Below are 17,064 nucleotides of genomic sequence, written 5' to 3' on the forward strand. Positions count from 1 at the left end.
CTCTTCCGCTTCGAGTTTCCCGAGCGGCCGGGCGCGCTGATGAAGTTCCTTTCGTCGATGGCGCCGGACTGGAACATCAGTCTCTTCCATTACCGGAACCAGGGCGCGGACTACAGCTCGATTCTCGTCGGCATCCAGGTGCCGGAAACCGACAACGCGGAGTTCGACCGCTTCCTCGCGACGCTCGGCTATCCGTATTGGGAAGAGACGCAGAATCCGGTTTATCGGTTGTTTCTTGGCTGAACGCTATGAACTCGAACGCGTGCGCTCGCTCGGGGTTTACCTTGAGTACCTGACCTGCACGCGATCGGGACGGATCGACCATCTCCTCGCTGCAAGCGCCGTCAGCAGGGCGTGACATCGCATTGGCCGCGCCGAATCAGCTTCGCCATGCAACCTCCTTATCTCGATACACAATACAGCCTATCCGCGATATCGCGTTGCGCGATAGCTGGCCCGATTGTCAAACTTGAGGCAAATCAAACTTGCACTCAGGAGACACATCATGCGCACTCAGGTTGGCATTATCGGTGCAGGGCCCGCGGGCCTGCTGCTTTCCCATCTTCTTCATCTGCGCGGTATCGAGTCGGTCGTACTGGAAACGCGCACGCGCGAGCAGATCGAATCGACCATTCGCGCCGGCGTGCTCGAGCAGGGCACGATGGATCTGCTGACCCAGGCAGGCGTCGGCGAGCGCATGAAGGCCGAAGGTGCGCTGCATCACGGCTTCGAGCTTGCGTTCGAAGGCAAGCGTCGGCGGATCGATCTCACTGGACTCACGGGGCACTCCATCACCGTGTATGCGCAGCACGAGGTCATCAAGGACCTGGTCGCGGCGCGGGTCGCAGCGGGCGGTGCGTTGCGCTTTGGCGTATCGGAAACGTCGCTGCACGGCATCGACACCGACAAGCCTTCAATCCGCTATCGCCACGAAGGCGAAGCATGCGAGCTGCAATGCGATTTCGTGATCGGTTGCGACGGCTCGCAGGGTGTTTCGCGCGCGTCGATTCCGCAGGCATTGCGCCGCGACTATGAACGGGTGTACCCGTTCGGATGGTTCGGTATCCTATGCGAAGGGCCGCCTTCGTCGGATGAACTGATTTACGCGCGGCACGACCGCGGCTTTGCATTGATCAGCACGCGTTCGCCCAACGTGCAGCGCATGTACTTCCAGTGCGATCCGAAGGATTCCGTCGACAACTGGTCCGACGACCGCATCTGGGCCGAACTGCACGCACGCGTGGACTCGCACGATGGCCAGCACGTGGTAGACGGCAAAATCTTCCAGAAGAACATTGTCGGCATGCGCAGCTTCGTATCGGCGACCATGCAGCATGGCCGGCTCTTTCTCGCGGGCGACGCAGCGCATATCGTGCCGCCGACCGGCGCAAAAGGCATGAACCTCGCCGTCGCCGACGTGCGTCTGCTCACGAAGGCATTGAACGCCTTCTACGTCGAGAATCGCACCGATCTGCTCGAGCGTTACAGTGAAACGGCGCTCAAGCGCATCTGGCGCGCGGAACATTTCTCGTACTGGATGACGAGCATGATGCATCGCGTTGAAGGCGCGTCGCCGTTCGAGCAGCAGCTTCAGGTGGCTGAACTCGAATACGTGACCACGTCGCGTTCGGCGGCCACCGTGATGGCGGAGAACTACGTCGGCGTGGCCGTGCCTCAGGACTGAGCGCGAGCGAGGCCGCCTGCGATTGTCGGTGCAACAGCAACAGTGAATTCAGGATTAGCGGATTTATCGGCTACTACGACGCACCTACACTGCCTTCACCGCTGCGAACGAATCCCGCTCGCGGCACGGATAAAAGACAGAACCGGAGGTGGTCAAATGAAATCGCTTATTCGCGCTGTTGCTGTTGCCGTCGTATTGGGCGCGCCGCTTGTTTCGATTGCGCAGACGTCGGGACAAACGGCGGAGCAGGGCACAGAAGCTGTCCGCAGTGCAGCCGCCGGTCAGCAGGACTCCGTGCGAACCGCGGACAGCGGCTACGGTTCAGGCAGCCACGGCACATGGCAGGCAGGCCGCGGTGGTGATATCACGTTCAGTTCCTACTCGCCGCCGGTTTACAACGCGCGGTGAGCGCTAGCCAAAAGGCGTTTGATGCGCGACCTCCAAAGCGCGCGACGCATCATGCGCCGCGCGCTTTGTTATTTCTGAATTGCATCTGCTTGCGGCGAGCGCAACAAGGTCATTTCGTTGCGCAGTAACGCGAGCAGGTCGTCGTCGGTTGGGCGCGTGCCCCAATGCCGCGCGCCTGCCACGGACGCAATCGCGATCCACGAGTGCGGTGGAAACCATTCGCGAACGAGCGCGCCGTCCTGGCGCAGACACAACTGGCCGGTCTGCTCGCTGTATTCCGCGCAGATCAGGATGCCGTCGATCTGCGCGGTGACTCGTCGTGGGTCAGTGCGTACCAATATGTCGCTCCTGCAAGGTGCCGACGCATAGGCAAAACCGGCGCGGCACGATTGTCAGATCCGTTGACGCGGTGCGTACGCCGTCGATGGCGTCACCATCGTCAATGATCACCACCATGACCGTGCCACTCGCCGTGGCCGCGCCAGTCTCCGTGCGGACCGCGCGCGTCGTGCCACTCGCGTTCGCGATGACGATCTTCCCATTCGCGACGCTCCCAGTAGCGGCGGCCGTCGTAGTATCGATCGCCGTACCAGCCCGGGCTCACCACCACCACGGGAGGCGGCGGCGCATACACGGGTGGAGGCGGCGGGGCATAGACCGGCTCGGGAGCATAGACGACACCCGGCACGCCGATATTCACGCCGACATCGACATGAGCGAGCGCGACGGACGACACGCCGATGCCAGCACCGGCGACGATAGCAATGGACAGCAAGCGGTTTCGTGATGAGTTCATGTTGTTGATTCCCGCGTTCAGATAGTCGAGTGTGGACCGTGCGGCATCAGCCCGGATCAGTAACGGTCGTGGTAACGATAATGGTCGTGATAGCCGCCTTCGGGCACCACGATGCACGCGCTCAATCCCATGCCGAGTGTTGCCGCGAGAATGACCAATGCGAGAATTCGTTTCATGACAATGCTCCTCTTTCCTGTTGACCCGAACTCTACTGAGAGGCGGCATTACCGTTGTGTTCGTGTGTAACAGGACGTGTCGGGCGCATCGCGCGACGTGCTGTCGCGCAACGCACGCAGGCGAGGACGCATGAGAAGGGCGGCGAAAGCCGCCACGCGGTGCATCGGACGGACAAACCGTTGAGCGCGTTGTGAAAACGACGCATGCATGCGTCTCGCGCCAACCGCCGCTATACAAAGGCGCGACGTTGCGCGCGCCAGAAAAACGCCGGCCATGCGCGCTGCGTGGCGCACGCCGTACGGATACATTCGGTTGCAGACTGGCGCTTTGCGCCGACCTTCTTGCGACATTCCGGCTCACGCGGCAAACGGTCCGGCCTCGGTTCGGCTTGTGCGGTTCAACTTCTATTAATATTCGCCGGGTACCATACCGGCTCGCACGCTGGCGCGACCCGCGCTCCCCCAATACCACGAGAGAGACGAAACGTCCCATGAACATGCAATCGCTGGATACGAATTCGCGCCGTTATACGACGGGCTACAACGGCGTCGCCAGATTTCTTCACTGGCTGATAGTCCTGCTGGTCGCCGCCCAGTTCGTGATCGGCTGGACCATGCCCGACATTCACAAGGGCACGCTGCCGGAAGGGTTGATCGCCTGGCATCTCGGTGTGGGCGCAGCGCTGATCGCGGCCGTCGTGCTGCGAATCGTCTGGCGGGTGACGCATCGCCCGGCGCCGGCATCGTTGTCGCCATTTTTTCGAATCGTCTCGCACGTTACGCACGGCTTGCTGTATGCGGCGCTTGTTGTCGTGCCCGTGCTCGGGTGGGCGAATGCGTCGTCGCGCGGCTGGACGGTCAAGCTCTTCGGCGTGTTGCCTTATCCGTCGATCTCACCGGTAGGCTCGAGTGTCGGCCATGAGATGGGCGACATCCACGGTTATCTTGCGTGGGTGCTGCTGGCGCTGATCGGGTTGCACGTGGCGGGCGCGCTGTTTCACCGCTTCGTGCTGAAGGACGACGTCTTGCAGCGCATGCTGCCTTGACGGCCTGAGTAGTCCGAACGACTGCCGGGCAGCCCGACACGAGGCGCCCGCAGTCCACCAGCAGCACACGCTCAACCAGGCTCCGCCGCCGCGTGCTGCGGCGCGGCCTTCTCGCGATAGCCGAGCCGCGTCGAGATCGCATGGCCCGATTCGCGCAGCAGCGCTACGTAGTGCGACTTCGTGTCGGCGCCGCAACGCATGGTCGGAAACGAAATCGACAAGCCGGCGATCACGCGGCCAAAGCGGTCGAACACCGGTACCGCGAGACACTGCAAGCCTTCTTCCTGCTCCTCGTTGTCCTCGCCGTAGCCCTGCTCGCGAACGCGCGGCAGAATGCTCAGCACCGCCTCGGCTGACGAGAGCGTCTTCTGCGTCGACTTGCGGAGGTCGACGTGAGACAGCACCTCGCGCGCGTCGGCCGGGTCCATCCAGGCGAGCAGCACCTTGCCGATCGCCGTGCTGTGAAGCGGATTACGCCGACCAATTCGCGACTGCATGCGCAGCCCGTAATCGGCGTCGATCTTGTGAATGTAGATGATCGCGTCTTCGTCGAACGCGCCGAGATGCACTGCCTCGCGCGTCAACTGGCCGATGCGGCGCATTTCCACGTCGGCTTCGCGCACGAGATCCACGCTTTCCAGCGCCTTCGCGCCGAGTTCGAACAGACGAATGGTCAGACGGTAGCGCTCGGTCTCCACTTCCTGCGTCACGAAACCTAGCGCCTTGAGCGTCTGCACGACGCGATGCACGGTGGTTTTCGACATGCCGAGCCGCTGCGACAGTTCGCTGATGCCGATCTGTCCGCTGTCGCCGATTGCGCCGAGAATCGCAAAGACGCGGCCAATCGACGAAGCCGATTCGCCTTTCTCGCTGCCGGATTCGACGCAGTCCGCGTCGTGCGCGAGGGCCGCGGAGTCGTCCTTGCGCTGTTGTCTGCTGCTTGCTGCCATTTCCGTGATTCCTGATCGAACTCAATTGCGTGCCGCATTTTCGCGGACGCCGCGAGCATACCGCGTCTCGCGCCTTCTGCCGAGTCAGCGCGCGAGCCATCCGCCGTCTACTGCCAGTGTATGCCCATGCACGTAGTCCGACGCGGACGAGGCGAGAAATACCACCGGCCCTGCGAGATCGTCCGGCGCGCCCCAGCGGCCGGCGGGAATGCGGTTCAGGATTTCGTCGTGGCGCTGCGCGTCTTCGCGCAACGCCGCCGTGTTCGCCGTGGCCATATAGCCGGGCGCGATCGCATTCACGTTGATGCGCTGCGCGGCCCATTCGTTGGCAAGCAGCCGCGTAAGCCCAAGCACGCCGCTTTTCGACGCCGTGTAGGAGGCGACGCGGATGCCGCCCTGGAACGACAGCATCGACGCAATGTTGATGATCTTGCCGCCGCCTTGCTGCCGCACGAACTGCCTCGCGGCCGCCTGCGCAAGAAAGAACAGGCTCTTCAGATTGAGGTCCATGACAGAGTCCCAGTCGTTCTCGCTGAAATCGAGTGCGTCTTCGCGGCGGATGATGCCCGCGTTGTTCACCAGTACGTCGACGCGTCCAAAGGCTTCGACGGCCGCGCGCACGATGTCGTCCACGGGCGCGATCGAGGCAAGGTCGGCGCGCACGTCCGCGAATCTGCGCCCGGCGGCTGCGATGCGCGCGGGCGTCTCGCCGGCATCGGCACGCGACACGCCGACGATGTCGCAGCCCGCCTCGGCAAGCGCGAGCGCCATGCCGGCGCCCAGTCCCGTATTGCTGCCGGTGACGATGGCGACCTTGCCGCTGAGATCGAAGGGATGGGACGCGGAGCGGTTCGTGGCAGAGATGTTCACAATGTCGAAACCCATGTCGTCTGTTTCCTGTAGGCGGAGGGCCGCTGGCGGACCGTTGGTAGCGCAAGGCCAATGCTGGCCAGACTCAACGCTCAAAGCCCAACGCCCAACGCTCAGCATTCAGCGCAGATCCTGCACCGCGATGTGGTCCATGTCGCTGAACACCTGGTTCTCGCCGACCATGCCCCAGATGAACGTGTAGGCCCGCGTGCCGACGCCCGAATGAATCGACCAGCTCGGCGAGATCACAGCCTGCTCGTTATGCACGACGATGTGCCGCGTCTCGTCCGGCTCGCCCATCATGTGAAAGACGGCGGCGTCGTCGGCGACATTGAAATAGAAATACACCTCCATGCGCCGTTCGTGCGTATGGCAGGGCATCGTGTTCCAGAGGCTGCCGGGTTCCAGCCTGGTCATGCCCATCGACAACTGGCAGGTGGGCAGCACCTCCGGAACGATGAACTTGTAGATTGTGCGGCGGTTGCCCGTCGCGGCATCGCCGAGCGTTTGCGGCGATGCTTCAGCGAGCGAGATCGTGCGGGTCGGGTGCGACTCGTGCGCGGGCGCGCAGTTCAGGTAAAACTTCGCCGGTTGCGCGGCATCCTCGCTGCCGAAGGCCACCGCCTGCGCGCCGCGGCCAATGTAGATCGCCTCCTCGTTGCGCACCGTGTAGCGCATGCCGTCCACGTCGACCCAGCCGGCGCCGCCAATGTTGATCGCGCCCAGCTCGCGCCGCTCGAGCAGATAGTTCACGCCGATGGACTTGCCGAGCGACCCGGGCACTTCGACGGCGCGCGTAGCCGGCCACACACCGCCCACGATGATGCGGTCAATGTGGCTATAGGTGAGCCGCAGCGCGTCGCGCTCGAACACCTGGTCGATGAGGAACTCCTTGCGCAATCCGGCGGTATCGAGCGCCTTCGCGTAATCGCTGTTGACGGCTTGCCTCACTTGCAGGGTTGCTTCCATGGTGTTGTCTCCGGTGGATGAACCGCTTCGCCGCGGGCTCAAGGCGGCGAACGTATGGGCTCGACTGTAGCGTGTTATTCATATTTCCGGAACAGTGGTCCACAAAAAATTGCGACGCGCGCCGCGCAGCACACCCAAGCAATAAATGACCGGGTAAACGATGACGATATCGGCGCAAAAATACGGAACGGCGTTCCTAACACGATGCTATATTGCGCCGAAAGGGAGCAGCCGGCGCCAGACCGGTGCTTACGCAAGACGGCGCCACGGACAAGCGGACGCCAAATCCACGGAGGAGACAATGAAGCTCAAGAAGGCCATCGACCGCATTCCTGGCGGCCTGATGCTCGTGCCGCTGCTGCTGGGCGCCTGCGTCCACACGTTCGCGCCCGGCGCGGGCAAGTATTTCGGCTCGTTCACCAATGGACTGATCGCCGGCACCGTGCCGATTCTCGCGGTGTGGTTCTTCTGCATGGGCGCGACGATCGACCTGCGAGCGACCGGCACGGTGCTGCGCAAGTCCGGCACGCTGCTGGTCACGAAGATGGTGGTCGCGTGGATTGCCACCCTCGTGGCGTCGCATTTCATTCCGGTGGACGGCATCAAGGCGGGGCTTTTCGCCGGGCTTTCGGTGCTCGCGATCACCACGTCGATGGACATGACCAACGGCGGTCTCTACGCCGCGGTGATGCAGCAGTACGGCACCAAAGAGGAGGCCGGCGCATTCGTGCTGATGTCGGTCGAGTCGGGGCCGCTTGTCAGCATGATGATTCTGGGCGCGGCGGGCGTCGCGTTCTTCGAGCCGCGGCTTTTTGTTGGCGCGGTGCTGCCGTTTCTGATCGGTTTCGCGCTCGGCAATATCGACAGCGATCTGCGCGAGTTCTTCGGCCGCTGTGTGCATCCGCTGATTCCGTTTTTCGGCTTCGCGCTCGGCAACGGCATCGACCTCGCCGTGATCGCGAAGAGCGGCATGGCAGGCGTGCTGCTCGGCCTCGCGGTTATCGTCGTGACGGGCATTCCGCTGATTCTCGCCGACCGCTGGATTGCGGGCGGCAATGGCGCGGCGGGCCTTGCGGCTTCGTCGACGGCCGGCGCGGCGGTGGCCAACCCGGCGATCATCGGCGAGATGATTCCGGGCTTCAGGCCGCTCGTGCCGGCCGCGACAGCGATGGTTGCGACCGCCTGTCTCGTGACCGCGATTCTGGTACCGATGCTGACTGCGCTATGGGTGCGCCGGTACCAGGCGAGCGGGGCGCTGCGCGAAGGCTTGCCGACTCCGGCGACGGCCCCGCTGAAGGAGAGCGATGCGCATGTGTGAGGATGCTGAGGGGTAAGCAGTCGGGCTGGGGCGGGGCGCTAAGTTTGACGCAACGCGCAGTTCAACTGTGTGGCCGGCCGGCGCGGCTCAATGAGAAAGAGGAAGGCAAAAAAAGTCCGCGAGCCGAAACTCGCGGACTTGAACTGCCAGGCTGGTCACGCTCAGGCGCTGCTTGCGTGAATCCGCAGTGCCCGAGCGCGCCTCCATGCCTCAGGACGACATCACCGTCACGGCCTTCGTGACGAGATACGCTTCCATTGCTTCCGGCCCGCCTTCCGAACCGTAGCCCGAATCCTTCACGCCGCCGAACGGCATTTCCGGCGTCGGCGTGGCGGGCTGGTTGATCCACAGCATGCCGACTTCGAGCTGTTGCGACAGCAGATGCACATTGCTGAACGACTTCGTGAACGCGTAGCCGGCAAGGCCGAACGGCAGGCGGTTGGCCTCCGCGATCGCTTCCTCCAGCTTGTCGAAACCGCGGATCGCGGCGATCGGACCGAACGGCTCGTTGTTGAACACGTCAGCTTCGAGCGACACGTTGGTCAGCACCGTCGGCGCGAAGAAGTTGCCTTCGGAGCCGACGCGCTCGCCGCCCGTCTCGACCTTCGCGCCGGTCTTGCGCGCGTCGTCGAGCACCTTGCTCATGGCCGTCAGACGGCGTGCGTTGGCAAGCGGCCCGAGCGTCGTGCCTTCCGCGAGACCGTCGCCGAGCTTGAGGCTCTCCGCGTGCTTGACGAGCGCGGCGGCGAACTCTTCGCGGATGCTGTTGTGCACGAGAAAGCGCGTCGGCGAAATGCACACCTGGCCCGCGTTGCGGAACTTCGCGCCGCCCGCTGCCTTGACGGCGAGCGCGACGTCGGCGTCTTCAGCGACGATCACAGGCGCGTGGCCGCCCAGTTCCATCGTGGCGCGCTTCATGTGCGCGCCGGCGAGCGCGGCCAGTTGCTTGCCGACCGGCGTGGAGCCGGTGAACGTCACCTTGCGGATCACCGGATGCGGGATCAGGTAGCTGGAGATTTCCGCCGGATCGCCGAACACGAGGCCGACGGTGCCGGCCGGCACGCCGGCTTCGACGAAAGCCTGCAACAGGCCCGCCGGCGACGCCGGGGTTTCCTCCGGCGCCTTCACGAGGAACGAGCAGCCGCTCGCGAGCGCCGCGCTCAGCTTGCGCACGATCTGGTTGACCGGGAAGTTCCACGGCGTGAAGGCGGCGACCGGGCCGATCGGCTCCTTCAGCACGAGCTGCTGCGCCGCCAGATTGCGCGAGGGCACCACGCGGCCATACAGGCGGCGGCCCTCGTCGGCAAACCATTCGATGATATCCGCCGCGGCCAGCACTTCGATCTTCGCTTCCGCAAACGGCTTGCCCTGTTCCTGCGTCATCAGGCGGCCGATGTCCGAGGCGCGCTCGCGCACCAGCGCGGCGGCCTTGCGCATCACCGCGGCGCGCTCGTGCGCGGGCACCTTGCGCCATGCTTCGAAGCCGCGCTGGGCCGCCTCGAGCGCGCGGTCGAGGTCGGCGATGCCGGCATGGGCGACCGTGCCGATGACCTGGCCGGTGGCGGGGTTGAGAACGTCGATGGTCTTGCCGCTCGCGGCATCGCACCACTCGCCGTTGATGAGAAGTCGGGTATCGGTATAGCTCGAAATTGCCATGCTTGTTCCTGTAAGAAAGAAAACGACAGGCTGCGCGGCGCCTGAATATTGACGAAGGCGCGGCCAGGGCGCGCGTGGCCGGGAATGGACTGCCGATAACAAAACATCTTATCTGATTGCGCCCAAACGCACCGGCGGCCGCGCGATTCGCGACAGGCGCGGCACGTATCTTGCGTCGTATGTAATCGGGGCTGCCGCCCCGGCCTGCACGACAACGACAAGGATTAGCGCATGGCGGGCCGGCCGAAGCGCCGTCGCCTGAAGAGGCGTACAGTCGAGCGGCAGTCCCAGTCAACCAGATGCACATGAGGAATCGACATGCCTACCGGTACAGTAAAGTGGTTCAACGACGCGAAGGGCTTTGGCTTCATCACACCGGACGACGGAGGTGAAGACCTGTTCGCCCATTTCTCGGAAATTCGCGCCGAGGGTTTCAAATCGCTGCAGGAAAACCAGAAGGTCAGCTTTGAAGTGAAACAGGGGCCGAAGGGAAAACAGGCGGCGGATATCAAGCCTATCTAGGACGGGCGGAGCGGCAGCCGTTTCTCGCGCCGCGCGGCGCGCAGGCGAGGCTCGTGTGGACAAACAATCCGCTTATCAGGAAATCGATGCCAACGGCGGCGAAGCCTATGCGAGGTACTTCGCCGCGCACCGTCCCGATGCTCCGCTGACGCCGTTCTGTCATCGCTATGTGTTAGAAAAAGAAGAAGCGAGAGCGGACGAGCAGCGAGGCTTCGCGTTGAAGTCGCTCGCGCAGATGGAGTCTTCGGCACATGTCGCGCAGGCGGCCGCGAGCGCGTCGCGCGATGCAGCCGACGCCGCGCACACCTCCGCGAGCGCCGCGCGCCGCTCCGCTTTCTGGACCATGATCGCGGCGATTGCGTCGGCGCTCGGTGTCGCGGTGAACGCCGCGCTCAATCTCGGCTGGCTGGAGTGGGCGCGGCATGTCGTTGCGCGCTAACTCCGTTGCTTACACAACTTGCGAGGTAATTAGTAAGCATAACGAAGCCTTGTAGTAATGCTCCGGTGAGTCCCTGCGCGGCAGGGCCTGCGCGCAGCCTTTGCTTAAGGTTTCCTTCAGCTTTGCTCCGTACCATCTGCGCGAACATATTTCTTCGCTCGCCGCCCGGCGGGCGGCCGTTCCGACAGTTCTTCGACACAAAACACAGAGCGCCCGTATAAGGCTTGCTGGAGCATCCATGAAAACTCTGTTCTTGCAGGCGCCGTCGTATGACGGCTTCGATGGTGGCGCGGGTTCGCGTTACCAGGCCAAGCGTGAAGTCCGCTCGTTCTGGTATCCCACGTGGCTTGCGCAACCCGCCGCACTCGTTCCCGACAGCCGTGTACTGGATGCGCCCGCCGACGGCCTGTCCGTCGATGCAACGCTCGACATCGCGCAGCACTACGATCTGGTCGTCATCCACACCAGCACGCCGTCCTTTCCCACCGACGCGCTTTTCGCGGAAGACCTGAAAAAGCGCAAGCCCTCGCTTCTGGTCGGCATGGTCGGCGCGAAGGTTGCCGTGGACCCGCACAATTCGCTGACGGCGAGTGAGGCAATCGACTTCGTCTGCCGCGAGGAATTCGACTTCACCTGCCAGGAAGTGGCCGCGGGCAAACCGTTCGCGCAGATTCTCGGGCTCAGCTATCGCGCCGCCGACGGCTCGATCGAGCACAACGCAGCGCGTCCGATCCTCGAGAACATGGACGAACTGCCGTTCGTCGCACCGGTCTACAAGCGCGATCTGAAGATCGACAATTACTTCATCGGCTATCTGAAGCATCCGTATGTGTCGATCTACACCGGACGCGGCTGCCGCTCGAAGTGCACCTTCTGCCTGTGGCCGCAGACCGTAGGCGGGCACCGCTACCGCACGCGTTCGGTCGAGAACGTGCTGGAAGAAGTGAAGTGGATTCGCGACAACATGCCCGAAGTGAAGGAGATCATGTTCGACGACGACACCTTCACCGACTTCAAGCCGCGCGTCGAAGAGATCGCCCGCGGTCTCGGCAGGCTCGGCGTGACCTGGTCGTGCAACGCGAAGGCCAACGTGCCTTATTCGACGCTCAAGATCATGAAGGAAAACGGCCTGCGCCTGCTGCTGGTCGGCTACGAATCCGGCGACGATCAGATCCTGCTGAACATCAAGAAGGGTTTGCGCACGGACATCGCGCGGCGTTTCAGTGAAGACTGCCGCAAGCTCGGCATCAAGATTCACGGCACGTTCATTCTGGGTCTGCCGGGCGAAACGCAGCAGACGATCCAGAAGACGATCGAGTACGCGAAAGAGATCAATCCGCACACTATTCAGGTGTCGCTCGCCGCGCCGTATCCGGGCACGCGCCTCTACGACCAGGCGGTCGAAAACGGCTGGCTCGAAGAAAACAAGGTCATCAACCTCGTCAGCAAGGAAGGTGTTCAGCTTGCGGCGATTGGCTATCCGCATCTGTCGCGCGAAGAGATCTATCACCAGCTCGAAAACTTCTACAAGCGCTTCTATTTCCGTCCGTCGAAAATCTGGGAAATTCTGCGCGAGATGTTGACAAGCTGGGACATGATGAAACGGCGCTTGCGTGAAGGTGTCGAGTTTTTCCGCTTTCTGCGCGCACACGAGGCGTGAACGGCGCGCTTTGGGCCGCCAACGCTTGTGCTCATGCATGTGCGTATGCGTGCGCCGCCTGCGCGGTGCTCGGCATCGGCTATACGATGCTGGCGAGCGTACTGATCGGGCGCTTCTTCGCGCGCCCGGTTGCCGAGCTGAATCGCTGTCCGCCGGTGACGGTCGTGAAGCCGCTGCATGGCAGTGAGTGGGCGCTGCTGCATAATCTGTCGACCTTCTGCGAGCAGAATTATGCCGGGCCGGTGCAGTTTCTGTTCGGCGTCCACGACGCGATGGACCCCGCATTGCAAGCCGTCGACGAACTGCGCCGGCTGCATCCGCAAGCGGACATCAGCGTGATCGCCGACAGTTCTCTGTACGGCCCGAACCGCAAGATCAGCAACATCATCAACATGCTGCCGCACGCCCGGCACGACGTGCTCGTGTTCGCCGACAGCGACGTCGGCGTCGGGCCGGACTATCTGCGGACCATCGTCGGCGAACTGGAACGGCCGGGCGTTGGGCTCGTGACCTGCGTGTACCGCGGAGAGCCGGATCCCGGCTTCTGGCCGCGCCTGTCGGCCGCGGCGACCCACTATCAGTTTCTGCCAGGTGTCGTAACCGGTCTCGCGCTTGGCCTGGCGCGGCCATGCTTTGGACAGACCATTGCGATGACGCGCGCCACGCTGGAGAAGATAGGCGGTTTCATGCCCTTCGTGCGTCATCTGGCGGAAGACCATGCGATTGGCGAGGCGGTACGCGCACTCGGCCAGAAGGTGTCGATTCCTCCGCTTGCCGTCTCGCACGCGTGCGTCGAGGCGAGCCCCGCGCAATTGGTCTCGCATGAGCTGCGCTGGAGTCGCACCATTCGCAGCGTCGATCCGCTCGGCCACCTGGGTTCGGTGTTGATGCATCCGCTTGCATTGGCGCTGTTGGCCGCGGCGTTCTCCGGCAGCGCACGATGGGCGTGGCTGATTGCGGCGCTTGCGGTGTCTGCGCGCTTTGCGTTGAAGTTCAGCGCGGATCGCGCATTGCGACGCACGCATGGCGGGCTATGGCTGCTGCCGATATGGGATATCGTGTCGTTTTCGATCTTTGTCGCGAGCTTCTGGTCTTCGCGCGTGATATGGCGCGGCTTCAGCTTCAAGGTGGACGGCGACGGGCTGCTGTCGGCCGCGCCGGACGAGTGAAAGACAGAGCCAGCAAGCTGCGCGCAAATGGCGCTGAAACGATGGAACAAGCGACGGAACAAGCGACGAAACAAGAGTAAAAGAGCAGGTTAGGCAGCAATGACGGGCACGTTTTCCGAATTGAACCACGACTGGCAAATCCATTGCGCCATGCGCGCGCGTGAGATCTGCGCATGATCAGGCACCTCGGCCGCGTGGCCGCTTTGGCGGGACTCGTTGCGTCGCTCTGGCTCGTCTGGCGGGACAATCCCACGGCAGTGCTCGGCGCGCTGCGGGCCGCCGGCGCGGGCCTCGTCCTGGCGGCACTTGCGCACATCCTGCCGATGCTCGCCAATGCCTGCGACTGGCGCTCGCTGATCCGCGGCGCAAACCGGCCCAGTGTGCTCGACATGCTGCACCTCGTGTGGGTGCGCGAATCCGTCAATAGCATGCTGCCGGTCGCGCGCATCGGTGGCGAGGTCGTGTCGTTCCGCATGCTCAGACGTTGGCGCGTGCGGCCTTCGACGGCGGTGGCAAGCATCATCGCCGATATGCAGCTGACCGTGATCAGCCAGTTGCTCTTCACGATGGTCGGGATCGGCTTTCTGTTTGCGCATGCGCATTCCGGCACGCTGCGGCTCGCCGGGCAACTTGCGTGGGGCGTGGTCGTGCTGACGCCGCTCCTCGTATTGTTTGCGCTCGTGCAGCACGCCAGCCCGTTCGAGCGCATGACGCGCGTGCTCAATCACATGACGAGCGGCAAGCTGGCTGCGCTCGTCGGACAGTCCGCGCAAATAGATCAATCGATCAAGCTGATCTGGCGGCGTCGTGGCGCGGTGCTGCGCTATCTGTTCTTCTGGCAGCCGCTGCAGTGCTTCCTGACCTCGCTCGAGATCTGGCTCGCGTTGTATTTTCTCGGCGCGCAAGTCACGCTGGTCGAAGCCGTGGTGATCGAGTCGTTGATCCAGGCCATCAGCAGTGCGGCATTCTTCGTGCCGGGCGGCCTTGGCGTGCAGGAAGGCGGTTTCATACTGATCGGCGGCGCATTGGGCCTCGACCCGTCCACCTGTCTGGCTCTTGCCGGCGCGCGGCGGATTCGCGATCTGCTGATGTTCGTGCCAGGCCTGATTGCGTGGCAGTTTGCCGAAGCGGCGAACCGTGCGCCGGCGCAGACCGCCGCGCGGGCCGCGCAGACCCGTGGCCGCCCGGATGCGGGTCCGGGCGCCGGCCATCCGCCGGAGCGCGGCCCGGCGCAGGTGGAACTCGCGCAAAGCACGGTCGGCGGCGAGACAAACCGCCGCTAGGCGGCGGGCTTCAGCTGCTCGGCCGGCGCGGCGGCATAGGCGGGGAACGAAACTTCGACGGCGAGTCCGCGCCCCTCGAGGCCCGTGCCTAACTGGACGGTTGCCCCGAAGTGTTCTGCAATGCGCGCGACGATAGAAAGGCCAAGGCCGCTGCCGGTCGCCTGGTTGCCCGTTGCGCGAAAGAAGCGGTTCGTCAGGCGATGCAGATCGGCGGGCGCCACGCCCGGGCCGTTATCGCGCACGCTCACCAGGACGCGGTCTTGCGCTGGATTCTGCGCGGTGTGCACCGCGACCTCGACGCGCCCGCCGATATTGCCGTACTTGATCGCGTTATCCAGCAGATTGTCGAAAAGAATGCCGATCAGCACAGGCTCGGCGTCGATCTCGGCGCGCATGTCGCAGTGCAGTGTCACGTGGATGTCTTTCTGCTGCGCGCTGCCCGCATTCGCCAGCAAAGCGTTTTTTGCGAGCGCGCCGGGCGCGAGCGGCGCCTTCGACAACTTTTCATGCATGTCCAGACGCGCGAGCAGCAGCAATTGCTCGGCGAGCCGCGCGCTGCGATCCACTCCCTGCACGACGCGTTCCATGGCGAGCCGCTGGCGTGCCGGGTCGGGCTCCGCGAGTGCGACTTGCGCCTGGACCTTGATCGCGGCCAAGGGCGTCTTCAGTTCATGCGCGGCATCGGCAGTGAACGCGCGTTCGCGTTCGAGCGAATGCAACAGGCGCGAGAGCAGCTGATTGATCGCGTCGACGAGCGGGCGCACTTCGGTCGGTGCGTGGCCGATATCGACAGGCTCAAGGCGGTTGATGTCGCGCGCGCGGATCGCGTCGGAGAGCATGCGCAGCGGCGCGAGGCTCCAGCCGATGCTGGACCACACCAGCAGTGCAAGCACCGGCAGGGCGATCAGCGCGGGGCGCGCGATGCGGCTCGCGACCCCGCTCACGAGGTCGCTGCGCGTATTGGCCTGTTCGAACACGCGCACCGTGTGGCCGAGCGCCGTATCGCGCAGCGTGAACGAGTGGTATGTCTGGCCGGCGAGCACCATGTCCTGCGCTCCCGTGACGGGCGGCACGGGCAAGTCCCATGCGCCGAGCGCGCGCAGCGGCGGGCTGCCCGCGATCACCCTGCCGTCGCGCGTGCGCACCTGGAAGAAGGCATCGCGCGGCAGCGAGTCGTCGTCGTCGGTGTCGTTCGCACCGGTTTCGCCGCCTCTTTCTTCTTCGCGCACGTCGATGCGCGCGTTCGCGAGAGTGTTGAGATTCGACTGATCGAGGAGCGCCAGCATCTGGGCGAGTTCTGCGAGACGCGCTTGCTCCCAGTCCGCGACTTCCCGCGTGGCCTGACGATAGCTCGACGCGAGCGCGATCGCCCACACGAACGCGATGCTGCCGAGCACCAGCAGCATGAGTCGCCGCCGAATGGATGCGCCCATCATTCCTTCTCCACCACGTAGCCGATATTGCGCACGGTGCGTATGAGATTCGCGCCGAGCTTCTTGCGCAGGTTCGACACATGCACCTCGATCGCATTGCTTTCGATTTCTTCCTGCCAGCCATACAGGCTTTCCTCGAGACGCGAGCGCGACTGCGGAATGCCCTGGTTCGTCAGCAATTGCATGAGGATGGCCCATTCGCGCGACGTGAGGGACACGCGCCGGCCGCCCACCTCAACGGCCTGCGCCGCCGGGTTCACCGACAGATTGCGATAGCGGATCAATTCGACGCTGCGCCCTTGCGCGCGTCGCAGCAATGCGCGGCAGCGCGCGATCAGCTCGGTCAGGTCGAACGGCTTGCCGAGGTAATCGTCGGCGCCGGCTTCAAGACCGCCGACGCGGTCGACCACCGTGCCGCGCGCGGTCAGCACGAGCACCGGCACGTCCTTGCCGGCGTCGCGCAGGCGCTTGAGCAGTTCCATGCCGGGTACGCGCGGCAGGCCGAGATCGAGTACGACGAGCGCATAGCTCGTGGTGTCGAGCGCGAGACTGGCCTTGTGGCCGTCGCGCGCCCAGTCGACGGTGAAGCCTGCCTGGCGCAAACCGGCTTCTATTCCGCAGCCGATCAGGTCGTCGTCTTCTACGAGGAGTACACGCATGAGGCATCAATTCCGTTAGATGTTTC

General features: G+C 63.9%; 17 protein-coding genes and 1 pseudogene. 10 read left to right on the forward strand and 8 right to left on the reverse strand.

The window, feature by feature from the left end; translation table 11 throughout:
- From A3AC_RS29575 to A3AC_RS0127790, 3 genes and pseudogenes are all read left to right on the forward strand, one after another.
- Positions 1-243: pseudogene (locus tag A3AC_RS29575) on the forward strand (threonine ammonia-lyase, biosynthetic); the annotation flags it as partial.
- Between the two features lie 262 nt (positions 244-505).
- Positions 506-1,684 carry a 4-hydroxybenzoate 3-monooxygenase gene (locus tag A3AC_RS0127785; protein ID WP_025602742.1) on the forward strand — a complete coding sequence of 393 codons (1,179 nt, stop codon included), beginning with the start codon at positions 506-508 and terminating at the stop codon, positions 1,682-1,684.
- Between the two features lie 156 nt (positions 1,685-1,840).
- Complete coding sequence (locus tag A3AC_RS0127790) at positions 1,841-2,092, forward strand: hypothetical protein (protein ID WP_025602743.1); 252 nt, start codon at positions 1,841-1,843, stop codon at positions 2,090-2,092.
- 68 nt (positions 2,093-2,160) lie between these two features.
- Here A3AC_RS0127790 and A3AC_RS0127795 read toward each other — a convergent pair whose 3' ends face one another.
- Both A3AC_RS0127795 and A3AC_RS0127800 read right to left on the reverse strand, forming a co-directional pair.
- Entirely contained in the window at positions 2,161-2,430 is a 270-nt protein-coding gene (locus A3AC_RS0127795) for a hypothetical protein (protein WP_025602746.1), read from the reverse strand.
- 101 nt (positions 2,431-2,531) lie between these two features.
- On the reverse strand, positions 2,532-2,888 hold the full coding sequence (locus A3AC_RS0127800) for a hypothetical protein (RefSeq protein WP_025602748.1): 357 nt from the start codon (positions 2,886-2,888) through the stop codon (positions 2,532-2,534).
- Between the two features lie 667 nt (positions 2,889-3,555).
- On the opposite strand from A3AC_RS0127800, the gene A3AC_RS0127815 reads away from it, so the two are divergent.
- Positions 3,556-4,110: a cytochrome b gene (locus tag A3AC_RS0127815; RefSeq protein WP_198018040.1), complete on the forward strand. Its 555-nt coding sequence runs from the start codon at positions 3,556-3,558 to the stop codon at positions 4,108-4,110.
- A gap of 71 nt (positions 4,111-4,181) precedes the next feature.
- On the opposite strand, the gene kdgR is transcribed toward A3AC_RS0127815, so the two are convergent.
- From kdgR to kduI, 3 genes are all read right to left on the reverse strand, one after another.
- Positions 4,182-5,060, reverse strand: a complete 879-nt coding sequence (gene kdgR / locus A3AC_RS0127820) for a DNA-binding transcriptional regulator KdgR (protein ID WP_025602756.1) — start codon at positions 5,058-5,060, stop codon at positions 4,182-4,184.
- Positions 5,061-5,144: 84 nt separating this feature from the next.
- The gene (gene kduD, locus A3AC_RS0127825; protein WP_025602758.1) at positions 5,145-5,945 is read right to left on the reverse strand and encodes a 2-dehydro-3-deoxy-D-gluconate 5-dehydrogenase KduD; all 801 of its coding nucleotides are present in this window, start codon (positions 5,943-5,945) and stop codon (positions 5,145-5,147) included.
- 105 nt (positions 5,946-6,050) lie between these two features.
- Positions 6,051-6,887, reverse strand: coding sequence for a 5-dehydro-4-deoxy-D-glucuronate isomerase (gene kduI / locus A3AC_RS0127830; protein ID WP_025602760.1), 837 nt, complete (start codon positions 6,885-6,887; stop codon positions 6,051-6,053).
- A gap of 313 nt (positions 6,888-7,200) precedes the next feature.
- Between kduI and kdgT the strand changes: the two genes are divergently transcribed.
- The gene (gene kdgT, locus A3AC_RS0127835) at positions 7,201-8,217 is read left to right on the forward strand and encodes a 2-keto-3-deoxygluconate transporter (protein ID WP_025602762.1); all 1,017 of its coding nucleotides are present in this window, start codon (positions 7,201-7,203) and stop codon (positions 8,215-8,217) included.
- Positions 8,218-8,427: 210 nt separating this feature from the next.
- On the opposite strand, the gene A3AC_RS0127840 is transcribed toward kdgT, so the two are convergent.
- Entirely contained in the window at positions 8,428-9,873 is a 1,446-nt protein-coding gene (locus A3AC_RS0127840; protein ID WP_025602764.1) for an NAD-dependent succinate-semialdehyde dehydrogenase, read from the reverse strand.
- A gap of 318 nt (positions 9,874-10,191) precedes the next feature.
- On the opposite strand from A3AC_RS0127840, the gene A3AC_RS0127845 reads away from it, so the two are divergent.
- The 5 genes from A3AC_RS0127845 to A3AC_RS0127865 all read left to right on the forward strand — a co-directional run bounded on the left by A3AC_RS0127845 (position 10,192) and on the right by A3AC_RS0127865 (position 14,946).
- A complete protein-coding gene (locus A3AC_RS0127845; protein WP_013339388.1) occupies positions 10,192-10,395 on the forward strand; it encodes a cold-shock protein in 204 nt (67 codons plus the stop codon).
- A 55-nt stretch (positions 10,396-10,450) separates the two neighbouring features.
- Positions 10,451-10,834, forward strand: a complete 384-nt coding sequence (locus tag A3AC_RS0127850; RefSeq protein WP_025602765.1) for a hypothetical protein — start codon at positions 10,451-10,453, stop codon at positions 10,832-10,834.
- A 238-nt stretch (positions 10,835-11,072) separates the two neighbouring features.
- Positions 11,073-12,494, forward strand: a complete 1,422-nt coding sequence (gene hpnJ, locus A3AC_RS0127855) for a hopanoid biosynthesis associated radical SAM protein HpnJ (protein ID WP_025602767.1) — start codon at positions 11,073-11,075, stop codon at positions 12,492-12,494.
- Positions 12,491-13,663, forward strand: a complete 1,173-nt coding sequence (gene hpnI / locus A3AC_RS0127860) for a bacteriohopanetetrol glucosamine biosynthesis glycosyltransferase HpnI (protein ID WP_025602769.1) — start codon at positions 12,491-12,493, stop codon at positions 13,661-13,663. Before hpnJ ends, hpnI begins: the two co-directional genes overlap by 4 nt.
- A 173-nt stretch (positions 13,664-13,836) precedes the next feature.
- Positions 13,837-14,946, forward strand: a complete 1,110-nt coding sequence (locus A3AC_RS0127865; RefSeq protein WP_025602771.1) for a lysylphosphatidylglycerol synthase domain-containing protein — start codon at positions 13,837-13,839, stop codon at positions 14,944-14,946.
- Here the strand turns inward: A3AC_RS0127865 and A3AC_RS0127870 are convergent.
- Positions 14,943-16,382, reverse strand: a complete 1,440-nt coding sequence (locus A3AC_RS0127870; protein WP_025602773.1) for an ATP-binding protein — start codon at positions 16,380-16,382, stop codon at positions 14,943-14,945. The two genes, A3AC_RS0127865 and A3AC_RS0127870, sit on opposite strands and share 4 nt — an antisense overlap.
- Entirely contained in the window at positions 16,379-17,038 is a 660-nt protein-coding gene (locus A3AC_RS0127875) for a response regulator (RefSeq protein ID WP_025602775.1), read from the reverse strand. The genes A3AC_RS0127870 and A3AC_RS0127875 overlap by 4 nt, the downstream gene beginning before the upstream one ends.
- Between the last annotated feature and the right edge of the window lie 26 nt (positions 17,039-17,064).

It is taken from the genome of Burkholderia sp. WSM2230 (assembly GCF_000472445.1).
Lineage (GTDB): Bacteria > Pseudomonadota > Gammaproteobacteria > Burkholderiales > Burkholderiaceae > Paraburkholderia.

Coding starts and splice junctions, on each gene's coding strand:
- A3AC_RS0127870 (WP_025602773.1), bottom strand. CDS start 16,382: ATGATGGGCGCATCCATTCGGCGGCGACTCATGCTGCTGGTGCTCGGC.
- kdgR (WP_025602756.1), bottom strand. CDS start 5,060: ATGGCAGCAAGCAGCAGACAACAGCGCAAGGACGACTCCGCGGCCCTC.
- A3AC_RS0127865 (WP_025602771.1), top strand. CDS start 13,837: ATGATCAGGCACCTCGGCCGCGTGGCCGCTTTGGCGGGACTCGTTGCG.
- A3AC_RS0127875 (WP_025602775.1), bottom strand. CDS start 17,038: ATGCGTGTACTCCTCGTAGAAGACGACGACCTGATCGGCTGCGGAATA.
- A3AC_RS0127785 (WP_025602742.1), top strand. CDS start 506: ATGCGCACTCAGGTTGGCATTATCGGTGCAGGGCCCGCGGGCCTGCTG.
- A3AC_RS0127815 (WP_198018040.1), top strand. CDS start 3,556: ATGAACATGCAATCGCTGGATACGAATTCGCGCCGTTATACGACGGGC.
- A3AC_RS0127800 (WP_025602748.1), bottom strand. CDS start 2,888: ATGAACTCATCACGAAACCGCTTGCTGTCCATTGCTATCGTCGCCGGT.
- A3AC_RS0127845 (WP_013339388.1), top strand. CDS start 10,192: ATGCCTACCGGTACAGTAAAGTGGTTCAACGACGCGAAGGGCTTTGGC.
- A3AC_RS0127840 (WP_025602764.1), bottom strand. CDS start 9,873: ATGGCAATTTCGAGCTATACCGATACCCGACTTCTCATCAACGGCGAG.
- hpnJ (WP_025602767.1), top strand. CDS start 11,073: ATGAAAACTCTGTTCTTGCAGGCGCCGTCGTATGACGGCTTCGATGGT.
- kdgT (WP_025602762.1), top strand. CDS start 7,201: ATGAAGCTCAAGAAGGCCATCGACCGCATTCCTGGCGGCCTGATGCTC.
- kduD (WP_025602758.1), bottom strand. CDS start 5,945: ATGGGTTTCGACATTGTGAACATCTCTGCCACGAACCGCTCCGCGTCC.
- A3AC_RS0127790 (WP_025602743.1), top strand. CDS start 1,841: ATGAAATCGCTTATTCGCGCTGTTGCTGTTGCCGTCGTATTGGGCGCG.